Origin of the sequence: Nostoc sp. XA010 (genome assembly GCF_020829625.1) — a bacterium.
Taxonomy (GTDB): Bacteria; Cyanobacteriota; Cyanobacteriia; order Cyanobacteriales; family Nostocaceae; genus Nostoc.
The window spans coordinates 247,036-267,292 of sequence record NZ_JAIVFX010000007.1 but is presented as its reverse complement, the minus strand read 5'-3'; the positions used below and the strand labels follow the sequence as shown (position 1 = coordinate 267,292).

The following is a 20,257-nucleotide window of genomic DNA, read 5'->3' as shown; positions in this document are numbered from 1 at the left end:
GGGAATGAGTTAGTTTTTTGTGTTGTGCTGATTTCGCCTTTATTTTACCAAGCCACCAATTTTTCACAACGAGTTTATTGGGTTGGGTTTTTTTATACAAAATTATGTTCGCGCTTGGCGTTACATTTCGCGGTAACGTTATGTCATGTCCGCTTGATTACTTATCAAACCCTAAGAACCCCACCTCCAAGCCCCTCCCCGCTTTTCGAGAGCAGGGTGGTTTCATACGAAAAAAGAAAAATACATAAGTCTTGATTTCTCATCTATAACCATAGATTTTGACCCCTCTCCAAACCTCTCCCCGTTGGCGTCAGCCTGCCGTTAGGCAAGCGGGGAGAGGCTTTGAAACCCAGTTTGAGTTTTTTTCTCGTTATATGAAACCACCCTGCCTCCCCGCTTTTCGAAAGGGGCTATGATGTAAAGTCAATTTTTTTAACATTTGAAACTCCTGGGAAGATTTTAACTTTTAAAATAGGCGCTAAACCTTGATAGATGCATCAAGGCAGGATAAGAAAGCTTCTTCTAACGGGAATACTTTAAAGTAGGGCGAACAGTTTCGTCCTCATCATTGTTTCCGTGGAATTTTTACTTAGACTTGAAATGCTCAACTTATCCAGGATGAATCGGTTTTGGCGTGTCCCTGTAGGTAATTTCTGGCGGCAAAATCCGCAGCGATCGCCTTTAATAGAAGTAGAAGATTCAATTTCCTTGCGGGTGCTGGTGCTAGCGTTGGTTGTTTTGGGAATTGTGGCGACGGATATCGCCGCCGAAACTTCATTCAGTTTTTGGGCGTTACCCTTGAGTTTATTGGGTGCGATTTGGAGTTACTATCGTCGCCGTGATCGCAATATTGCAATTAAGTTTTGTATCGCCATCGGAATGTTAGTGGCACTGGGTGCTTTCTTTGGCCGATTAGTGGGAGAGTTAAATGATACACGGTTGGGTTTGGCAGAGTTATTAATTCAACTCCAGGTGTTACATAGCTTCGATACACCCCGCCGGAAAAATTTGGGCTATTCGATTGTTATAGGATTAATTTTATTGGGTGTGGCGGCAACGTTAAGCCAGACTTTAGCATTTGCACCTGTGTTGCTGTTATTTTTAGCGATCGCTCTCCCAACTTTAGTATTAGATTATCGCTCGCGCTTGGGTTTACAGCCATTAAAAACTGAAAAGGGAAAATTCAATCAGAAGAATTCCTCAACTCTTAATTTTAAATTTTTAATTCTGAATTTCTTCCTAATTGTCGGTCTGGGACTGGCAATTTTTGCTGTTTTACCCAGATTTCCTGGCTATCAGTTACGGAATTTTCCTGTAAGTTCTGCGATTCCAATAAAAGGTAATTTCACAGGACGTAGTATCATTAATCCCGGTTATGTCCGCCAAGGTAAAGGTGATAATCAAGGCAGTGGTACGGGACAAAATCAAACTGGTCAACCAGGTAAAGTAGATAATAACTTTTATTACGGTTTTAATAGCCAAATTAACCAAAATCTGCGGGGCGAGATGAAACCGAAAGTTGTGATGCGGGTGCGATCGCAAGCTGAGGGTTTTTGGCGAGTTTTAGGATTTGACCGTTATACGGGTAAGGGATGGGAAGTTTCCCGTAATGAAGATGTTACAACCATCAAGCGATCGTCTTGGTCTTACCAAATTTTCCTGAATCGACCTTTGATTGCTGGTAAAACCCAAGAGATAGTACAAACTTATACAGTGGTGGCGGATTTGCCTAACCTAATTCCGGCGATGGCTTATCCAAAAGAGATTTACTTTCCCACACCAATGATCGCGGTTGATAAAGAAGACGGGTTGCGATCGCCTGTGGAATTATCAGAAGGACTCACTTATACAGTAATTTCTGAAGTACCATACCGCGATCGCACTAAATTAGGTGAAGCTTCTAGTAAATATCCACGAGATATTAAACAGCATTATCTGCAAATTCCTCCCGAAATTGCCGAAAAAGTTCGGCAACGTACCGAAGAAATTCTTGCTAACTACAATCAAGAACGAGTAGCAAAGTCTTCTAAAAGTCTAGATTCAGCCTATGAAAAAGCTCTCTACTTAGCTCAACATTTAAAACAACGCTACTCTCTTCCCCAAAATCCCTTAGATTTGCCTTATTTGGGAGAAAAAGATGACTTAGTAGAAGCTTTTTTATTCAAATATAAAGGCGGTTATCCAGACCACTTCTCAACAGTTCTCACAGTAATGTTGCGTTCCATTGGCATCCCAGCCCGATTGGTAGCAGGGTTTAGTGCAGGAGAATTTAATCCATTTACTGGGCTATATGTTGTCCGTAATACTGATGCTTATGCGATGACGGAAGTATATTTTCCTAAATATGGCTGGTTTGCCTTTGACCCGATTCCCAATCATCCTCTCATACCTCCATCAGTGGAAGATACCCAGACTTTTAGTGTGTTGCGTCAATTGTGGCATTGGGTTGCAGGATGGCTACCATCTCCAGTGACAGGTTTGTTGAATAATGTATTTGAGACAATATTTAAGTGGGTGATTGGAGCGATCGCTTGGTTTTTAGCTTTATTTTCTCAAGGTTGGTTTGGCGTATTGACTGGCTTAATCTTGGCAACTACAGCAGCTTTCTTCGGTTGGCTGGGTTGGGGTCAGTGGCGAGAGTGGCGCAACCGTCGATGGTTAAAGAAATTGCCAGCAATGGAGAGCCTTTATCAACAAATGTTGCAATGGACAACCCAAAAAGGTTTAGGTAAACATCCAGCACAAACACCTTTAGAGTATGCCAAAGGATCATATCAGCATCATGCTCCAGCAACTGCTGAGGTTATAGATGAGATTAGCCAAGCCTATGTTAGTTGGCGTTATGGTGGTCATAGTCCTAACTTGAAGCGACTGCGAGAAAGATGGCAAGGTTTGAAAAAAGCTGTTAAGGCTGATAAGTAATCCAAGTTGCGGGTTATCAACTGACGTGTGTTTGCTAACCCTCAATTCATAGGATGTTTTATTTAAGTCCTATAGAAGAAATTTTAAACTTTCTGCGCTTTTTCAAGCACAAGTAAGAATCACGGTAGAAGCGCCAAAGTAAGCGCATCTTGTCAAGAATAACTTCCATATCGTTGTGTTGCATCCACCTGCGTAGGCGTAACCCGTCGTAGACATCGCAGGACTAAATTTTGTAAAATTAGGATACCAGTCAAGAAAGCCGAAAAGTGAGAAGAATTGCTGTGAATACGGCTGTCAGGGACATTGGGCGCAGGTGAAATCTCAAGGTGCTAAGGGTTAGTTGACTTATCGTATTTTGGTTAGTCGAGCAGAAAATCGTCCCCAATCTGATTTATATGCCTTTGATTTGCAAGATATAATTCCTTCATTTCTCTTGCCTTTGCAAACGGGTGATAGTGAACCGTTAGTAGATTTGCAGAATTTATTAGCTGGGATTTATGACCGTGCAAGTTATGATTTGGTAATAGATTACAGCAAAGAGGCAGTACCAACTTTATTAGAAGCAGATGCTGCTTGGGCTAATACACTGTTACGGTAGAAGGGTTTACGGTGAATCTATGGATTAGTTCTTTAGAGTCTACTCAGAAGGCTGTACTCTAGAAAAAGTCAATTTTTCTATAATTTCTTCTTCTTGAGGACAAGGTATTCCTAAAATATCAAATACAATTTTATTAATTTCTTGCTTTCTCACATCGTCTATTTTTTGGAAAAAGCTTTTGTAATTCAGGTTCATCTACAATTATTAAGCCATTTTTAGTATTGAATAAAAAAATTCCGAAGAGAAAATTAATAATTTCTTTTTTAACTAAACTAGCTTGTCCAATATAAAAATCCCTTTCGTCCTTAGTAAGCAATATTTCATAAATATTAAACATCCTCTTAAGATTAGGCTACTGCGATCACACTTCTTCAGCAAAAGCGATCGCTTCCACTTAAATCAAAAGGGGCGATCGCAATTAGTAAAATACAATATAATTTAAGCAAATTTACCAAATTAGCTATTATTTTGGATTTCGTCTAACTTGGCACGCACTGCCTGGATATCCTGCCACATCAACCACTTCGGCGCACCTCTTTCTTTAGAAGGATTACGCAGCAAGTAGGAAGGATGAAAAATTGGCATACATAAACGCCCTTCCCACTCTAGCCACTGTCCGCGAATTTTTGTAATCCCCCGCTTATCGCCTGTGATGCCTTTGACAGCAGTTGCACCTGTTAACAGGATTATTTTGGGGTCAACTAAACGAATTTGTTCTAGTAAGTAGGGTAAACAAGCCGCCACTTCTACAGGTGTAGGAACTCTATTATCTGGTGGGCGACATTTGTTAATATTGGCAATGTATACATCATCTTCTGTAGTCAGATTCACGGATGCCAGAATTTTCTCCAGCAACTGCCCCGATCTGCCTACAAATGGTAAGCCGGTTTCGTCTTCATTTTGACCAGGCGCTTCCCCTATAACCATAATTGGTGCTTTGAGATTACCGCGTCCGACAACAGCATGAGTCCGAGTGTCTCCCAATCCACAACGGTGACAGCTATTGCAATGCTGTGCCAACTCCGTCATGTCAGAATAAGTTCCCGGAGCGATCGCAATTTTAGCGTCTGTGGGAATCAGTTCTCGTTGGTTAAGGGTTGAGTCGTCGAAGAGGCTGAGTTGGGTTTCGCTGCTCATGAAAATTAGGATTTTGGCATCAGCACCATCTGTTTTATCTGAGTTAAATACTGCTCTAGTTGGAGATTTATCAGAATCAATAGACTTTTGCTGAATACTTAATTATTTATACAAATCTTATTGTATCAGTTAATTTGAGACAAAATTCAGTCATCATAAAAGCAGTACCGTCCTAACATGCTGGGGAAAACCATGTCACATACCCCGCTTTTCGCTGATCGCACCCATGCAGGTGAGTTATTGGCGCGAGTGATTCATGATGTTTTGACTCAGCAAACTATTGATTCTGGGGTAAAGCCTGTACCAATTGTTTATGCTTTGCCAAGAGGGGGTGTACCAGTAGCAGCACCAATAGCCCGTCTTTTGGATTGTCCGTTGACAATTGTTGTGGCGAAAAAGATTAGCCATCCAGAAAACCCAGAGTTAGCAATTGGTGCAGTGACTACTTTTGGAAATGTTCTTTGGGCTGATCAAAAGCTATCTCGCCTTAAAAATGATGCGCGGTGGCGAGAAGTAGCTTTAAATAAAGCGATAAACCTTGCTAAGTCTCTTGAGGCTTTATTAATTCCTGCTTGTCCGCAGGTGAATATAGAGAATGCTACGCTGATCTTAGTTGATGATGGCATTGCTACAGGTATGACAATAGCGGTAGCGGGAAATGCTCTCAAAACCCTATCTCCAGCAGCAGTTTGGCTATGTACTCCAGTAGCGCCACAAACTTTGCTACCCTGGTTAGAACAGTGGGGCGATCGCACCATTATCTTGCAAACACCGGAACCCTTTTGGAGTGTAAGTAATTTTTACACCGAATTTCCTCAAGTAGATATATTAGAAGTTCTCGCGTATCTCCAGCAACAAAAGACAATGGGAGAAATTGACCGATGCGAGTAATTTTATATTATTAACTCTTTATTATTCCTTTCCCTATCTTGCTTTTTAACGATTTTTGGGCGCTTTTGTCAAGAGAGCTAATGGCATTAGCAAATTTTGTGGCTCTTTCTAAATCCCCATTGCGAATTACGTAGCTTGCTCGCCGGAGGCGAGTATTACAAATTATTTGAAGATGTTCCTTGCTGGTATTGCATAGCTTTGGCATAATCACCCAAGGCGTAGCAAGCAGCTTTCAGACGATCAAGAGCTTCTTCTTCACTGCGCCGATCTTTAATGCTTCTAGCTAACAGCAAACGTTCTTCATAATACTTAATGGCTTTGTTATAGTCACCCAAAGCTTCACAAGCAACTCCTAAGTTACCTAAAGACTGTTCCTCGCTACGCTTGTCTTTAATTTCTCTAGCTAATTGCAACCGTTCTTCATAATACTTAATAGCTTTAGCATAATCACCTAAGGCATAACAAGCATTCCCTAAATTCTTTAGCACCTGAGAAGCACTGCGAACATGTTTTAAGGAACGTGCTAGTACTACACACTGCTCATAATAGGCGATCGCTTTTGGGTAATTGTCCAAAGCATACCAAGCATTACCTAAATTCTTGAGTACCTGTTCTTCGCCCCAGTTATCTTTGAGTTCCCGGAGAATTTCTAGGCTTTGCTGCTGATACTCAATTGCCTGTATAAAGTTACCCGAAGCTTTATATACCAATCCTAAATTATTCAGTGCTGCTACTTGACTACGTTTGTCTTGCAGCTGTTGCGCTATTTTTAAACACTTTTCCAAAAATTCAATAGCCTTGTTATGGTCATTTAGGTGACGGTATGCATTCCCTAAATGGGAAAGTGCTTGCATGTGCACTACAAAATCTGAGGAGTTCTTGACCAAAGACAAACACTGTTCGGAGTAAGAGATAGTACCTTTGTAGTCTCCATCTGTGTAAGTTACCAATCCTAAAAAAGAAAGTGCCTGTGCCTGTTTTTGCAAATCCCCAACGGACTGAAACAGCCCCAAGGATTGTTGTAAAGACTTCAAAGCCGCTATTAATTCACCAGCTTGCTGCTGTTGAATTCCTTGCCTTAGTAGCTTGGATGCTTCGGATATGTCGTCACTTTCCTGTATAGGTAGTATTTCTGCTTGTGAACCAGAGTCAAATTCATGGGTAATTGTATTACGCTTCACTGATTTTAAGTATGTTATGGGTAATTGCAGGGGAACTGTATTTTTTGATTTGTTATTCCATTCCCCTTTAGACATCAGCCCTTTCCTGTTAAGTCTGCTGCTAAATCTAGTGTTCCCAAAACCACAAGGTATCTTTCATCAGGTTGATTTAGCACAGCGTGACTTATTTATTGGAATTTTTGTATTCCAGACTTAGGAAATTATCAGCAACAGACTCTGACAGACTGCCCCACTACAGCACGATTTGTTGAGATAAAGAGATTTTAAATTTGGCTAACCAGTTGTGAAGCTTATGAATAAACTTATATATTGACAAAACCACTAATTGTGAGTAAAGTTTCAAACCACATCTTTCGTAAGGGCACAGCATGGTCTATTTACGTAGTTTACCGCCGTAGGCATCGCAGGAGAATTAAGAAAAGCCTGAACCACCCTATTTTTTTCATTTCACATCACGATATATTTGTAGAGTATGTAAATCGTTTTAAAGTATAAATTATTAGTTTATCTTGCAATTAAGACTGCGATCGCTTATTAATAATAAATCCCCCTTTTCCTCCTGAAAATGCGGGCTATGTCCGCTCTTTCTGAGAGTACTTGGGAGGATATTCAAGAAATAAATGTCAGTAATCTACAATTATTAATTATTGGCTCAATTTAAATGCACCTGCTAAAAGTTAGGTGTTGATTTAAGCAACAGCTACAGAGACATTTGCCACAGAGCCATTATTTAGGATAGGCTGACGGCTTTTCAAGTCAAATTTGAAGCCATGTGGTAAAATATGAAGCTTTGCTCCGCAAATCGCCAAAGACTCATCCTTCAAAATTTCGCCCATATTGTTGTATGTAGCCTCTGATTCATCAACAATCGTGACTGCACCTGCACCAATAATTTCAACTTGGCTATCTGTCACGACCATAGCAGTATTTTCGTCAATACCGAATCCCAAAACAGCAGGCTGTAGTATCAAAGCTGAGATTAAGCGTCCCAAGCGTCCACGCTGGGAAAAATGCTGGTCAATTACCACTCCTGGTAGAAAACCAAGACCGGGGCCCATTTCAACAGTTTCAATGCGAGGATGTGTTTCTGAGTCGCCTTCCACAATCATTACGTCTGGCATCACAGCTGCTCCGGCACTTGTGCCTGCGACAACTATACCTTCAGAGAACCGTTGGTGAATCGCCGTATCTATTTCAGTACCCTTGAGGATGTTGGTGATGCGAGCTTGATCTCCCCCAGTAAAAAATATGCCAGTTGCTTTACTAATTGCTTCCAATGCGGTAGATGAAGATGCATCTTCGCGGGTTTCTGTATCAATAATCCGAGCATTTTCGGCTCCCAGGCGCTCAAATACTCTAATATAATTTTCTCCCACTTCTCTAGGTAATTCTGTCGCCGCCGTCATAATTACAATGTACGCCTTTGTACCCCCAGCGCGTCGCACAAAGTCACGCAGAATTTGGCAATCTCCTTCCTTGTCTTCGGCTCCCCCAATAATTACCAGTTGCCCTTTAGAATTAGTTTGTACCATGATGTCCCCTTATTTGAGTTAATAAATTTTACTAAACCATGACAATTCCAACTATCAAATCATCCCTTTGGTAGATCACTTGATATAAGGTAGTATTGATATTCAAAATTACACAGAAAATAGCTATCCTCATTAACGTTCGTTGACTTAATAAAACCCACAGCAAGAACTGCCTCTAGAGTAATTTTCTAGAGGCATTGCTAATTGCCGATTGGAAATTTATCGTGCAATTATTATTCAAAAACTGGTATTAACTTTCCCTGGATGCAATTAGATATCTAATGGTAAGCCTTAATGAATGCGACTTCTGTAAAGCAAGTTAGTTAAGAAAAAACGTGCTTGTTCTAGTGGGAGATGCCTGGGTTTGCCTTGGTAGACAATTTGATACTCATTCATATCCGGGCCATCACCATGCCCAGAAATCAGCTTTTGGTGAAAAGCTTCCTCAGCAAGTTCGCGAATTTCTTCTCTTAGAGCAGCTTGTGTGCTATTCATAACTTTGCTGTCTTTATTGCTGTCTTTTGAATCCCGCATATTTATTTATACAATTTATTGGCTGAGGATTACACCTTTCAAAGGTTATATATTTGAGCATTCATGAGGATGAATTAACTGTAGTTTTTTCTTTGCTGAGGTAGGGGGATTTAATTATGCCTTGAGATAGTTGAAAATGCTTACTAATAGGTTTAATCTAAGTTCTGATTAGATCAATGGCTTTGCCATCACTCTCAAAAAATAATGTGAGTTAATTTACAATCAATAAGTCTGAGTAACCAGAACTCAGCATTTAAATTTCAGGGTGTTTAGCCAAAGGTTAGTAATCAATGGTTCTACAAAAAAGTAGTGATTTAGTCCGCATTAATGCTAGAAGAACGGATGTATTCGATATTTTCAAATTCAAGCATTATATTGGGCCCAACCCTTATTTAGATATAGGGACGCTAGTATTTGACTTTGCTCTAGTTGACTCTAGACAGCCTTTGCCCATAGAAGATTATATTGCAAAGATTGGCGATCGCTATCCCCACTTGGGTAGCCGAAGCTACCAATCTTATGCTCATCTATTCGCCCAAGTTGTGTCCGAAGTGGGAAAACTGGACATGGATTTGCACCTTAACCGTTGGAGTGTTAAACCATATCCAAATTTCGTGCGGATTAGCGTTCAATCACTACATGAACGCACAACTAGAGAGGTAGCTTATTTTGTTTGGGATTGGTTTGAAGCCATTACTCAAGACGAAGACTTTACCTTTGATGAACAGTTGGTAAGGCTGCAAAATAAATTCCGCGCCTCTGTCTATGGTGGCCCCACAGTTTACGCCCTATTGCGAACAGCCTACGAAAAAGGTATTCCCGCCTTTTATTTGTGGGAAGAAGGATTAATGCAATACGGCTTGGGAAAAAAACATGTCCGGGGGGTGGCAACAACATTTAACTGTGATAGTCATCTAGATTCGGAGTTTACCACCCGCAAAGACGACTGTAAGGCATTTTTGAAAACGTTGGGTTTCCCAGTCCCTGAAGGCGATATCGTCTTTTCTGAAAAGGAAGCCTTGGCAGTAGCAAGACAAATTGGCTACCCAGTAGCAGTTAAGCCAGTGGTAGGCCACAAAGGAATTGGCGTTACAGCTGATGTGCAGGACTCAAAAGAACTTGTAGCTGCTTATAATAGGTCACTGGCAGCGATTCCCGAAGATCAGCTAACTCGGATAATTGTTGAGAAAAGTATTTCCGGATCAGATTTTCGTTTGTTGTGTGTCAATGGCAGATTTGTCGCCGCCACAGAACGCCGTCCAGCATCGGTTGTTGGTGATGGCTATTTAACCCTTGCAGAATTAATCCGCTTAGAGAACCGGAAACCTGCACGTTTAGACACGCCAACCTCGCCGATGAGTAAAATTCAAATCGATGAAGCGATGGAACTCTATCTAGAGGAACAGCGCTTATCATTGGACAGCGTTATTGAGAAGGGGCGCACTGTTTACCTCCGTAAAGTTGCCAATCTTTCGGCTGGGGGTATGAGCATTGATGCAACGCACACGGTTCATGATGACAATATTATCTTGGCGCAAGATATTGCCCAACACTTCCAGCTGACTTGCCTTGGTATTGATGTCATGACCAAAAGTCTCTCAGAATCTTGGAAGTCTAGTAACTTTGCCATCTTGGAAATCAATGCTGCACCAGGCGTTTTAATGCATCTTAAACCTTCTGAAGGTGAAAGCGTTGATGTGCCTTCTTATATCTTAGAAACCTTTTTTGAGTCTGGTACAGATTCTAGGATACCGATTATTACCTTTAATAAAATCTCAGTTGAAGAACTGCAAGCAACGATTGACCATATCCTTTTGCAACATCCAAACTGGACAATAGGCGCTATTTGTCGTGATGGAGTTTTTGTGAATCGCTCGAAAAAAGTATTAAGTAAGGATTACAATAGCAACGTCCAAACTTTGCTGCGTCATCCAAAACTTGATTTGCTGATTGCCGAGTATGCGGAAGATATCCTCAATGAAGAGGGGATGTTTTACCGAAGTAGTAATATGGTCGTTTTGGATAATCCTAGCGAAACTGAGATGATGTTAGCGCGGGATGTATTCGATAGTTCGACTGTGGTGACGAGAAAAGGCAACGACATTTCTATTCGTCGCAAAGGGTTGATTGAAGATTATTCTTTGGGTGATGATGAACCATTTACACGGGTTTATTTGAAAGAGACTGGAACAATTTTGTAGTAGCGAATTCTATTCGCCTAATACTTTTCAAATATCCTCTTATATCATGTCCGCTTGAGCCTGATTAGTTATTAGACCTGAAGAACCCCATCCCGCCAAAGCTACGCTTTGTCTCCCTGCCCCTAATCCCTAGAGGGGGCCCCGAGTTCCCCGCACGCAAGCGAGGAGGGGATAAGGGTGACATATAATCACTGTGGGAATCATAACTGATTATGCGGACATGATATTAGACGAATTTTTCAACTTTTTAGAAGTTTAAAATATCTAATGATTCTTCTATTTCTAAATCTAATATTATTTCTCGTGTATCTTTGAGCGATTCTAGCTTACCTTCTTGACGATAGATGTCTGCCGCTTTTTGAAAATCTTCAATTGCTCCCTGTTTATCTTCTATTTCTAAACGGATATTGCCACGATTGTAATAAGCATCTGCATAATTTGTATTAATCTGGATTGCTTGAGTATAATCTTCAATCGCTCCCTGAAAATCCCCTAAATCTGAACGAGCATTACCACGGTTGTAATAAGCATCTGCATAATTAGGATTAATCTGTATTGCCTGAGTATAATCTTCAATCGCTCCTTCAAAATCTCCTAAATCTGAACGAGCATTACCACGTTTTTTATACGCGATAGCATCTTTAGGATTAATCTTGATTGCTTGGGGAAATCCCGGTTGAGAGTCTAATAAATAACGAGCAATTCCACGGTTTTTATAAGCATCTGCATAATGGGGGTTAATTTTAATAGCCTGTGTATAATCCTCAATTGCTCCTTGGTTATCTCCTACATGAGAACGAGCTTCAGCCCGGTTTTTATAAGCTACGGCAACATTAGGATTAATTCTGATAGCCTGAGTATAATCATTAATTGCTTCTTCTAATCTTCCCAGTTGAGACAGAGCTAAACCTCGTTTATTGTAAGATTTAGCATCATGAAGGTTTATCTGAATTGCCTGAGAATAATCTGCGATCGCAGCCTCATAATCTCCTATTTGATAGTGAGCTAAACCTCGTTTATAATATAAATCGGTATCACTAGATTTTACTTGTAAGGCTTGATTATAGTTAGCGATCGCATTTGAATATTCTCCTTTCTCAAAACATTCATCACCTAATCTTACATAAAGTATATTTAAATTTTCATCACTATATTCTGGTTTAAAATAAGATTTACTCAACTGATTAATAGTTGGCTTAGATGCAATTTCCTGCTTCGGGAGATATTTATAAATTGGTGGTTGTTGCCTAGAAGAATTATTTATAGAAGATTGTAACTGTTCTAGATAACACCATAAACCACCACCATACAGTAATTGTTCAATCCCAAATGATATTTTACCAGTCTTCAACTTAATCATCCGAGTTGGGAGAAAGCCAGCTAAGAAAAGGTGATATTCAGATTGGGCTTCACTTACATCTTCTTGAATCAAAATGCAAACTACAACTGCATTTTTTTCAACCTCTTCAGAACTAATTGACCATCTAACTCTATCAATACTACCGTGACGAGATTTAACTTCAATACCAATAGATGGGTCAGAAGTCAATGTAAAATCTATATTGCCATCGCCGCCGAATCGCTTTTCATAATCGACTTCAGTAATAAAATCAGCTAGACGTTCTTTGACAACTTCCTCACCCAACTTCCCTTTAAGATAGCTAAGAAAAACATCACGGACTGGCAAAACACGCTTATATTTCTCAGCCATTTGCCAGCAAAATTCCCGTAGTGCCTTTAACCTTTCTCCAGAGATTATAGTTAATTCACTATATTGACCTTCTGTTTCACAATGAAGCAGAGAAGCAGATGTTAACCTTTTAATAAAATCAGACTGTAGCGATCGCAGTAGTGTAATCCAGTCCATTTATGTTTCTGCGAATCTTTTGATGACATTATTCTATTAAAATATCCATTCGGCGTAAAGCTTTAAATCAGCTTTTTAGGTGCAGCCATGTCTGATTATGCCAGAGTTTTGAAGAGTTGGGAGAGTGCGATCGCTCTTAATAATACATGAAATATTAATTTAGTTAACCACCAAGATCGCAAATGACCGAAAATCACAACTCCAACCCAAAGCCTCTCACCGACTCCAGTTCCCCCTCTCGAAGAGCGGAGAGGGGGTTAGGGGGTGGGGTTCGGAGATACCCTTGGCAAACCCCACATGACTTTGGAAAAAACTGAAGCCATTAGCGCGACAGATGCGGTGTGAACCAACTCCAGCAGAAAAGCTACTTTGGCAGAAGTTGAGACACAAGCAACTTTTGGGTTTCAAGTTCCGCCGTCAGCAAACAATTGACCGTTTTGTCGTCGATTTTTACTGTAATGAAGCGCGGTTAGTGGTGGAAGTGGATGGCGAAATTCATGACTATACCCAAGTAGAAGATGCGATACGTCAAGAATTTTTGGAGAGTTTGAGGTTGCAGGTTATGCGATTTAGAAATGAGGATGTTCTGGAGAGGATAGAGGGGGTGTTGTAGGATATTGGTGCTTGGTTGCAGAGATAGAACCCCAGCCCCAACCTCCTCCCCGCTCTTCGAGAGGGGGCTAATTAGGAGGTTTTTGGGGGTGTGTGCGAAGCGTAAAGGAAAAACCAAGGTAATATTGCGATCGCATAAGTATATGCTTACAATTCACAGTATTTTGAGTTACCGTAAACCCTTATACTACAAAAGTGTATCCGCCCATGCATCTGCTTGTGACAACCCTGGTACTAGCTGTTGACTATAATCTACTACCAAATCATAGCCGTAGATATCATATACCTCATTTAACAATGTCTGCAAATCTATAACTGGTTCCGTATCTCCAGAACACAAAAATAGGGAAAAAGGTGGAATTATATCTAGTAAATTAAAAGCATATAAGTCAGCATAAGGACGGCGATCGCTACAACAAACTAAAATTATATTTGACTGATAAAAATCAATTAAGCCGATAGCCAGCATAGATTTTTACCAGTTTTTATCTAATACATTACCTCATATCGTAGCCAAACAAATTCGGGTCTACTTCTCCTAACTGCAACTCTGCCAAACCATATTCCGCCCATCGTCTTTCTACCATCGCCGCCACATCTGGATCAGATTCCAAAGGCGAACCCCATTCATGGTCTGTTTCCGGCGGAATCTTCGTAGTCGCATCAATTCCCATGCGTCCACCTAAGCCAATCTTTTCACTGGCAAAATCCAAGGTATCAAAAGGTGTATTCGGCAGAATAAAAACATCCCGCACTGGGTCAACTTTAGAACTAATTGCCCACACAACTTGACGCGGATCACGAATATTTATGTCTTTATCCACAACAATTACAAATTTTGTGTATGTAAATTGTGGTAAAGCACTCCAAAACGCTAAAGCCGCCCGTCGCGCTTGTCCCGGATATGCTTTATCTATGGAAATAATCGCCGCTTTGTAACTCAAAGCTTCCATTGGTAGGAAGAAATCGACGATTTCTGATACTTGTTGCCGCAGAATGGGCGTATAAATACGATTTAGTGCGATCGCCATCATCGCTTCTTCTTTAGGTGGACGACCGCTAAATGTTGTTAAGTAAATCGGATTTTTCCGGTGCGTCATACACTCAAAGCGTACTAAGGGTGAATCTTCCACGCCGCCGTAATAACCCATGTGGTCGCCAAAAGGCCCATCCGATAAAACTTCTCCTGGTGTAATCGTTCCTTCCAAGACAAATTCGGAATCTGCGGGAACTTCTAAATCGACAGTTTTACACTTTGCTAACTGCACACCAGAACCGCCGTAAAGTCCAGCAAACAGCCATTCTGATAAATCTACAGGTATAGGTGTAGCTGCTGCCATGATAATTAGAGGATCTACACCAAGTGCGATCGCAACTTCTAATTTCTTCCCACGTTCTGCCGCTTTTCGCAAATGCCTTGCCCCACCCCGCACCGATAACCAATGAACCGTCATCGTATTTTTGGATTGTAGTTGCAAGCGATACACGCCTACATTTGGAGTACCCGTCTCACAATCTTTGGTAATTACTAGTCCCAGCGTGATAATCTTGCCAGCATCACCAATATAAGGACGTATCAAGGGCAACTTGTTTAAATCTAAATCATTACCTTGAACTACAACTTGCTGACAAGCAGGGAAAAAGTCACGTCCTGGTTTCGCTTTCAGTACATCAAACAGGACTTTTCCAAAATCTATCGCTTGGGAAATTTTCTTCGGCGGTTTTGGCTGTTGCAGCATACTTAGTTTTTTCCCCAGAGTTTCCAACTCCTCTGGATGCTGCATATTCATCGCCCAGCAAATCCTTTCCACAGTTCCCATCAAATTCACCGCCACAGGGAAAGAAGCGCCTTTGACATTTTCAAACAACAATCCTGGGCCACCTTTTTGCAGCATCCGGTTGGAAATCTCAGCAATTTCTAAATCTGGGTCAACTAAAGCTGAAATTCGCCGTAATTGTCCCTTATCTTCCAAAATTTTAATGAATCCCCGCAAGTCTCTTGCCATTGTTCTAATAAAGCTGATTATTTAAGAAGTGTGAAGCGCTTTCTTATATTATGGGGCATTGGGCATTGGAAGGAGGCAGAGCGGCACGAAGCAGAGGGGAAACGATGTAATTTTTTATTCTCCCCCTTGTTGTTCCTTGTCCCTCCTGCTCACTCATCTCCCCATTTGGGAAATTGTTGGTTTTAATTAGAAATTAACCTATTTAGTAACTTTTCTTAACTGTGTTTTCCAAAGTATTTAGTTATTGTATCTAGGGATATGCAATTATTTTTTATAAATAAGCGCTAACCTGATCAAACATGGCCAGAATATACTATACCTTCCTGGCGGGCGGCCTTGTTATATGGCCCCTGCCGGATTTATTTATTACAAGCTACGACTGTGCTTTGCTTTTAAATTTTTCTAAATTTTTATGAGTTTGCGTCAGTGTAGATTAACTCAGGCATCACCGCCCCTATCAATATATATGTAACAGGTATTTCGTTAAATGGTATAAGAAATATTTTTTAAGTTTAGCAATGAATTTTATTAATTTTCAAGACTATGAATAACTCATTATTTTTTGCAACATAATTAACCTAAGAATACTACGCCAAGAATTTATGAGATTTTCAAGTAATAATGTTGACTTTACCAGTGTCAATATCGTAACAAGCGCCAACAATTTTTAGTTTCCCTTCACCGATCAATTTAGTTAAAATTGTTGAGCTTTCCTGCAATTTTTCAGCCTGATATTGAATATTGGCTATAACTGCATTCTGCATATTATCACCCGTTCTTAACTTTACCCTTTCTACAGATGGTTTGATACCCTCAATAATCAAACCAATTCTGCCAGGAAGTGGTTCGTTTTTGATTGCTTCTGCTACTGCACCGCATCTTTCATGACCCAAAATTACAATCAACTGCGAACCTAAAACTGTTGAAGAATATTCCAGACTACCTATAACCGTATCACTGACGACATTACCAGCAACTCGTACAACAAATAAATCTCCAAGCCCTTGATCGAAGACGATTTCCGCAGGGACTCTGGAATCTGCACACCCTAATATAGCAGCAAAGGGATATTGAGATTTAGCAACTAATCGCAAATGTTCTAGCGATTGATCGGGATATTTACGTTTTTCTTGGATAAATCGTTGATTACCATCCAGTAAACGTCTGATAGCTTCATTAGGACTAACTGGATTAGGGTTGTCTGGATGAATATCAGCAATAGCAGTTTGCTCTGTATTCCAAAAACTATCACCAAAAGCAGTAGCTGCAATACCTACTAAACTGGCAAATTTTAAGAAATCACGTCGCCCTACAAATCCATTAATTCGACTCATCAATCTACCAGAAAACAAAGCTGTTCTTAGGAAGATATCAGACTTAAGCAAGATGTAATAGTACCCTTTTACACGATTTAAGAGTCATTTAATCTTCAGATAGCATCGTAATTTAGCACTTAACTATATAGGCATAACTAAACATATAAGAAAATCCTAGTTCGTAGTGAGCGATTCATCGCTCATAGCAAGTTTTATTAGAACTAAAGTATTTACTACAAACCTTTAATTATTCACCCGTATATATTTTCTGTGTTATTTGGGAATACTCAACACAGTATTGACTATATTTATGGCTTTTTTAAACAAAATCAACTGGAATTTTCTACGTAAAAATTCTCAAAATAGCTCTGGGATAGATCCATCTGCCCCTATCCAACAATCTACAACACCATTAACCCCCAAAAACCTAGCTAAATTAGAGCATGAAATGGAGCTAGAGAGGCAGGCTCTCAAAAAATCTTCTCAGCAAGTGCATAGCAAAGCCAAGCGGGGTATAAGTAGTAGACTTATTTGGATAATAATACTTATCGGTATTCCCGTTGGTGTGATTTGGGTGGCAAACCAGCCTTACCAGGTGATTCGCCGTCCGGTTATGCTCCATGCACCTTTTTTGTTGCTACCCAGCTATATAAGTATGGATAATCACTATCGACAAGCGTTGATATCAGTCGAGCAAGCTGAACAATTGATTGAAAAAGCTACCAGTCCAGCAGATTTGGCTTTGGGAGAAGAGAAGCTACACGAAGCACAAAAACATTTAGATCAGTTACCAACTTCGTTTGCTAACGATTGGTCTGAATACAGATATTGGTGGTACGATTCGCGCTTTAGCATCTACGGTTTTAATGCATTTCGGAGTCAAGTTGGACAACTAGAAGCTAAAGTTTTCCAAGAAAAGAATGCTCAGTCCTTGCTTACCAATAATATGCAGACCCTATTAAATGCAAAACAACAATATGAACACGCCGCAACAGTAACTGATAAACAAACTGCAACAACTGGTTGGCAGACGGCGCTTAATCAATTAGAGCAGATTCCTGGTCAAACTCTGGCAGGAAAAACTGTACAAAATCAACTAGATAATTATAAGCGTGAGTTTCAGCAAGTTGTTGGATTGGCCGCTGGAAACGATCGCATCAGCGCCTTAATTACCGCAGCACGGCAGTTTTCCTGGCAAGCTGCCAAAGCTGGTCAAAATCCACCACATACCGTAACCGAATGGCGACAGATAGAAAATTTGTGGATAGAAGCAATTGAGCGGCTTAAAGAGATTCCTTCAAAAGACGTGGCTGGTTATACCGAGGCACAGAAATTATTAGCAATTTATGAGGCTAATTTAGGTCAAGTTAAGGTAAGGCGGCAAGCTGAGGCAGATGCTGTGGAGGCTTTAGAAGCAGCACAACGAGAAATTGAAAGCTTGTTAGCTTCAATTCCTGCTGATGCTCATGATGTGCAGCACAATCGGATATTGAGCCAATTGCAGAGTATTATTAATCAGTTAGAAAAAGTGCAAAATGGTACTACAGCCTATCTTAAAGCTCAAGAGTTACTACTGTCGGCAAATAATAAACTCAGGCAGCTACAGATTAAATAAATGGTAGCGATCGCTTTAATATGTTAATACCTCCGCCAAAAATTTTTGCAATATTATAATGAATTGGCTGTAAGAGCGTACAGCTATACGCTCCTACTTATATATCAGATATTTCGTGAAATGATATTAGACCATTTGTACTATGTGTTTTCTGTTTGATTTCTAGCCAGTTGTGGTGAAGCGGTGACGCTCGTGCTTGTTAAGTGCATCTAACCCTGAAAGGGTAGTTCACACGGGCGTCAACAACTGGCCATTGGGTGGGATTTTTGAGACGGGAATCGATCCCTTGTAGAATTTTCTCAATGTCCCAGTAACCCTGTTGATATCTCAATTAAAACTGCAACAGAAAAATTTTGGATGCCAAATTGCCAAAAGCACTCAATCAATTTTGATTGGGTAAACATAGGCGTTTTTATACCATGAGAAAACGCCCCAGGTTTCCTCTGGAGCGGCTTTGCAGGATTTGTTGCGACTCAGCAGTATATTAAAAACTGATGCAGAACTTTATATATAGGAAGTTCAGTAAGCTTTCCTGTTGAATTGGGGTTCTGCCCAATCCGGTTAATTTGCATTTTGGTGATTTTTTCCTGAATGAATGTCCTGTTTTACCTTTTTACTCACTGTAGATGTGATTAGAAACGCAAGGATTATTGGGGAGAATTCTTTGAGCATCGAAAACGACGGTCGCGGCAGTGGCAGGAATTGTTATAGCTTTTGTATTAGTTTATAGATAGCGTAGGCGCACCCCGCCTTAAACATCGCTATCGCCTGGTGGAGTTTCCTTATTAAAGTGGTTTTATGTTGAATGGGGGCAAGAGTGAAAATCCGGATTAATGTCTTTTACCTGCTCCCAGATATAGCTCACCCACTTTAGGATCATTCAACAGTTCTTGACCTGGGCCTGAAATAGCATCGCGTCCTGACTCCAGTACATAGCCGCGATTAGCCATCTCTAAAGCCTTACGGGCATTTTGTTCCACTAATACGATTGCAGTACCCGCCTGATTAATTTGTTTAATCTGCTCAAACACTTGTGTCACCAAAATCGGGGACAAAGCAGCAGATGGTTCATCTAAAATCAGCAAACTAGGTTCCAACATCAAAGCTTTACCCATCGCTAGCATCTGGCGTTCTCCCCCAGAGAGAGTACCAGCGCGTTGACGACGGCGATCGCTTAGTCTGGGGAACATAGCAAATATTTTATCTTTAATTGGTTTCAGAGGAACGTTAAGCACAAAAGCACCCATCTCCAAGTTCTCTTCAACACTAAGGGAGGGGAAAACATTGGCGATTTGCGGTACGTAGCACATTCCTCGCTGAACTATTTCATTGGACTTTAGCCCCACGAGATTTTCACCTTTGAAGGTAATTGTCCCTGTGTGAGGGATCAAAAGCCCAAAAATTGCTTTTGCTAAAGTAGATTTACCAGCGCCGTTGGGGCCAATCACAGTTACCAATTCGCCTGGTGCAACACGGAAATTTACACCTTGCAGGATATCTACATCTTTAATGTATCCAGCGTGGACATTTTGGACATCTAGTAAATAGTCATTTGTCATTGGTCAACAGTCAAGTTAAAAATAGCTATTGACTGTTGACTATGGACTATTAAGGAGTTTTTTGCAACTCTGGTCGTTCTTCTGCAAGAATTGCCCCTTCTACTGGGCAAACTTGGAGACATATACCACAATCGATGCAAGTGGCAAAGTCAATCCAGTACCAATCAGTTCCCTTGGCATTTTTGCCTGGGCCATCATGAATACAAGCTACTGGACAGGCATCTACGCAGTCAGCGACGCCTTCACAGACTTCTGTAACAATTGTGTGCGGCATGTTCTCGATTCC

The 20,257-nt window shown here is 40.6% G+C and carries 16 protein-coding genes; 6 read left to right on the top strand and 10 right to left on the bottom strand.

All coding sequences use genetic code 11. The annotated features are described in order from the left end of the window. The first annotated feature begins 618 nt into the window (after positions 1–618). Together LC608_RS13695 and LC608_RS13690 are read left to right on the top strand one after the other, a co-directional pair. Positions 619–2,922 carry a DUF3488 and DUF4129 domain-containing transglutaminase family protein gene (locus LC608_RS13695; RefSeq protein WP_229554059.1) on the top strand — a complete coding sequence of 768 codons (2,304 nt, stop codon included), beginning with the start codon at positions 619–621 and terminating at the stop codon, positions 2,920–2,922. 340 nt (positions 2,923–3,262) lie between these two features. Continuing rightward, positions 3,263–3,520: a DUF4058 family protein gene (locus LC608_RS13690; RefSeq protein ID WP_308189868.1), complete on the top strand. Its 258-nt coding sequence runs from the start codon at positions 3,263–3,265 to the stop codon at positions 3,518–3,520. Between the two features lie 456 nt (positions 3,521–3,976). On the opposite strand, the gene LC608_RS13685 is transcribed toward LC608_RS13690, so the two are convergent. Continuing rightward, the gene (locus LC608_RS13685; RefSeq protein WP_229554058.1) at positions 3,977–4,657 is read right to left on the bottom strand and encodes a uracil-DNA glycosylase family protein; all 681 of its coding nucleotides are present in this window, start codon (positions 4,655–4,657) and stop codon (positions 3,977–3,979) included. Between the two features lie 192 nt (positions 4,658–4,849). Here LC608_RS13685 and LC608_RS13680 point away from each other — a divergent pair, with 192 nt between their 5' ends. Then, positions 4,850–5,548: a phosphoribosyltransferase gene (locus tag LC608_RS13680; RefSeq protein ID WP_229554057.1), complete on the top strand. Its 699-nt coding sequence runs from the start codon at positions 4,850–4,852 to the stop codon at positions 5,546–5,548. A gap of 155 nt (positions 5,549–5,703) precedes the next feature. Here the strand turns inward: LC608_RS13680 and LC608_RS13675 are convergent, their stop codons facing one another. The 3 genes from LC608_RS13675 to LC608_RS13665 all read right to left on the bottom strand — a co-directional run bounded on the left by LC608_RS13675 (position 5,704) and on the right by LC608_RS13665 (position 8,756). Continuing rightward, positions 5,704–6,804 (bottom strand): tetratricopeptide repeat protein, encoded by a 1,101-nt coding sequence (locus LC608_RS13675; RefSeq protein WP_229554056.1) that lies wholly within the window; start codon positions 6,802–6,804, stop codon positions 5,704–5,706. 614 nt (positions 6,805–7,418) lie between these two features. Next, positions 7,419–8,261 carry a cyanophycinase gene (locus LC608_RS13670; protein WP_229554055.1) on the bottom strand — a complete coding sequence of 281 codons (843 nt, stop codon included), beginning with the start codon at positions 8,259–8,261 and terminating at the stop codon, positions 7,419–7,421. A 291-nt stretch (positions 8,262–8,552) separates the two neighbouring features. Continuing rightward, a complete protein-coding gene (locus LC608_RS13665) occupies positions 8,553–8,756 on the bottom strand; it encodes a hypothetical protein (RefSeq protein WP_229554054.1) in 204 nt (67 codons plus the stop codon). Positions 8,757–9,085: 329 nt separating this feature from the next. Here LC608_RS13665 and LC608_RS13660 point away from each other — a divergent pair, with 329 nt between their 5' ends. Further along, positions 9,086–10,996 (top strand): acetate--CoA ligase family protein, encoded by a 1,911-nt coding sequence (locus LC608_RS13660; protein ID WP_229554053.1) that lies wholly within the window; start codon positions 9,086–9,088, stop codon positions 10,994–10,996. Positions 10,997–11,243: 247 nt separating this feature from the next. Here LC608_RS13660 and LC608_RS13655 read toward each other — a convergent pair whose 3' ends face one another. Then, positions 11,244–12,863 carry a tetratricopeptide repeat protein gene (locus LC608_RS13655; protein ID WP_229554052.1) on the bottom strand — a complete coding sequence of 540 codons (1,620 nt, stop codon included), beginning with the start codon at positions 12,861–12,863 and terminating at the stop codon, positions 11,244–11,246. 313 nt (positions 12,864–13,176) lie between these two features. On the opposite strand from LC608_RS13655, the gene LC608_RS13650 reads away from it, so the two are divergent. After that, complete coding sequence (locus tag LC608_RS13650; protein ID WP_267871080.1) at positions 13,177–13,476, top strand: endonuclease domain-containing protein; 300 nt, start codon at positions 13,177–13,179, stop codon at positions 13,474–13,476. Positions 13,477–13,662: 186 nt separating this feature from the next. Here the strand turns inward: LC608_RS13650 and LC608_RS13645 are convergent, their stop codons facing one another. The 3 genes from LC608_RS13645 to LC608_RS13635 form a co-directional block, all read right to left on the bottom strand. After that, the gene (locus LC608_RS13645) at positions 13,663–13,944 is read right to left on the bottom strand and encodes a DUF4058 family protein (RefSeq protein ID WP_229554050.1); all 282 of its coding nucleotides are present in this window, start codon (positions 13,942–13,944) and stop codon (positions 13,663–13,665) included. Positions 13,945–13,972: 28 nt separating this feature from the next. Next, on the bottom strand, positions 13,973–15,481 hold the full coding sequence (locus LC608_RS13640; protein ID WP_229554049.1) for a UbiD family decarboxylase: 1,509 nt from the start codon (positions 15,479–15,481) through the stop codon (positions 13,973–13,975). 611 nt (positions 15,482–16,092) lie between these two features. After that, positions 16,093–16,815 (bottom strand): carbonic anhydrase, encoded by a 723-nt coding sequence (locus LC608_RS13635; RefSeq protein ID WP_229554048.1) that lies wholly within the window; start codon positions 16,813–16,815, stop codon positions 16,093–16,095. Positions 16,816–17,107: 292 nt separating this feature from the next. On the opposite strand from LC608_RS13635, the gene LC608_RS13630 reads away from it, so the two are divergent. Next, on the top strand, positions 17,108–18,412 hold the full coding sequence (locus tag LC608_RS13630; protein WP_229554047.1) for a hypothetical protein: 1,305 nt from the start codon (positions 17,108–17,110) through the stop codon (positions 18,410–18,412). Between the two features lie 830 nt (positions 18,413–19,242). On the opposite strand, the gene LC608_RS13625 is transcribed toward LC608_RS13630, so the two are convergent. Together LC608_RS13625 and LC608_RS13620 are read right to left on the bottom strand one after the other, a co-directional pair. After that, complete coding sequence (locus tag LC608_RS13625) at positions 19,243–19,971, bottom strand: ABC transporter ATP-binding protein (protein ID WP_229554046.1); 729 nt, start codon at positions 19,969–19,971, stop codon at positions 19,243–19,245. A 49-nt stretch (positions 19,972–20,020) separates the two neighbouring features. Further along, complete coding sequence (locus LC608_RS13620; RefSeq protein WP_012407913.1) at positions 20,021–20,245, bottom strand: ferredoxin family protein; 225 nt, start codon at positions 20,243–20,245, stop codon at positions 20,021–20,023. Positions 20,246–20,257 lie beyond the last annotated feature (12 nt).

Coding starts and splice junctions, on each gene's coding strand:
- LC608_RS13625 (WP_229554046.1), bottom strand. CDS start 19,971: ATGACAAATGACTATTTACTAGATGTCCAAAATGTCCACGCTGGATAC.
- LC608_RS13620 (WP_012407913.1), bottom strand. CDS start 20,245: ATGCCGCACACAATTGTTACAGAAGTCTGTGAAGGCGTCGCTGACTGC.
- LC608_RS13680 (WP_229554057.1), top strand. CDS start 4,850: ATGTCACATACCCCGCTTTTCGCTGATCGCACCCATGCAGGTGAGTTA.
- LC608_RS13630 (WP_229554047.1), top strand. CDS start 17,108: ATGGCTTTTTTAAACAAAATCAACTGGAATTTTCTACGTAAAAATTCT.
- LC608_RS13695 (WP_229554059.1), top strand. CDS start 619: ATGAATCGGTTTTGGCGTGTCCCTGTAGGTAATTTCTGGCGGCAAAAT.
- LC608_RS13685 (WP_229554058.1), bottom strand. CDS start 4,657: ATGAGCAGCGAAACCCAACTCAGCCTCTTCGACGACTCAACCCTTAAC.
- LC608_RS13645 (WP_229554050.1), bottom strand. CDS start 13,944: ATGCTGGCTATCGGCTTAATTGATTTTTATCAGTCAAATATAATTTTA.
- LC608_RS13675 (WP_229554056.1), bottom strand. CDS start 6,804: ATGTCTAAAGGGGAATGGAATAACAAATCAAAAAATACAGTTCCCCTG.
- LC608_RS13655 (WP_229554052.1), bottom strand. CDS start 12,863: ATGGACTGGATTACACTACTGCGATCGCTACAGTCTGATTTTATTAAA.
- LC608_RS13635 (WP_229554048.1), bottom strand. CDS start 16,815: ATGAGTCGAATTAATGGATTTGTAGGGCGACGTGATTTCTTAAAATTT.
- LC608_RS13660 (WP_229554053.1), top strand. CDS start 9,086: ATGGTTCTACAAAAAAGTAGTGATTTAGTCCGCATTAATGCTAGAAGA.
- LC608_RS13670 (WP_229554055.1), bottom strand. CDS start 8,261: ATGGTACAAACTAATTCTAAAGGGCAACTGGTAATTATTGGGGGAGCC.
- LC608_RS13665 (WP_229554054.1), bottom strand. CDS start 8,756: ATGAATAGCACACAAGCTGCTCTAAGAGAAGAAATTCGCGAACTTGCT.
- LC608_RS13640 (WP_229554049.1), bottom strand. CDS start 15,481: ATGGCAAGAGACTTGCGGGGATTCATTAAAATTTTGGAAGATAAGGGA.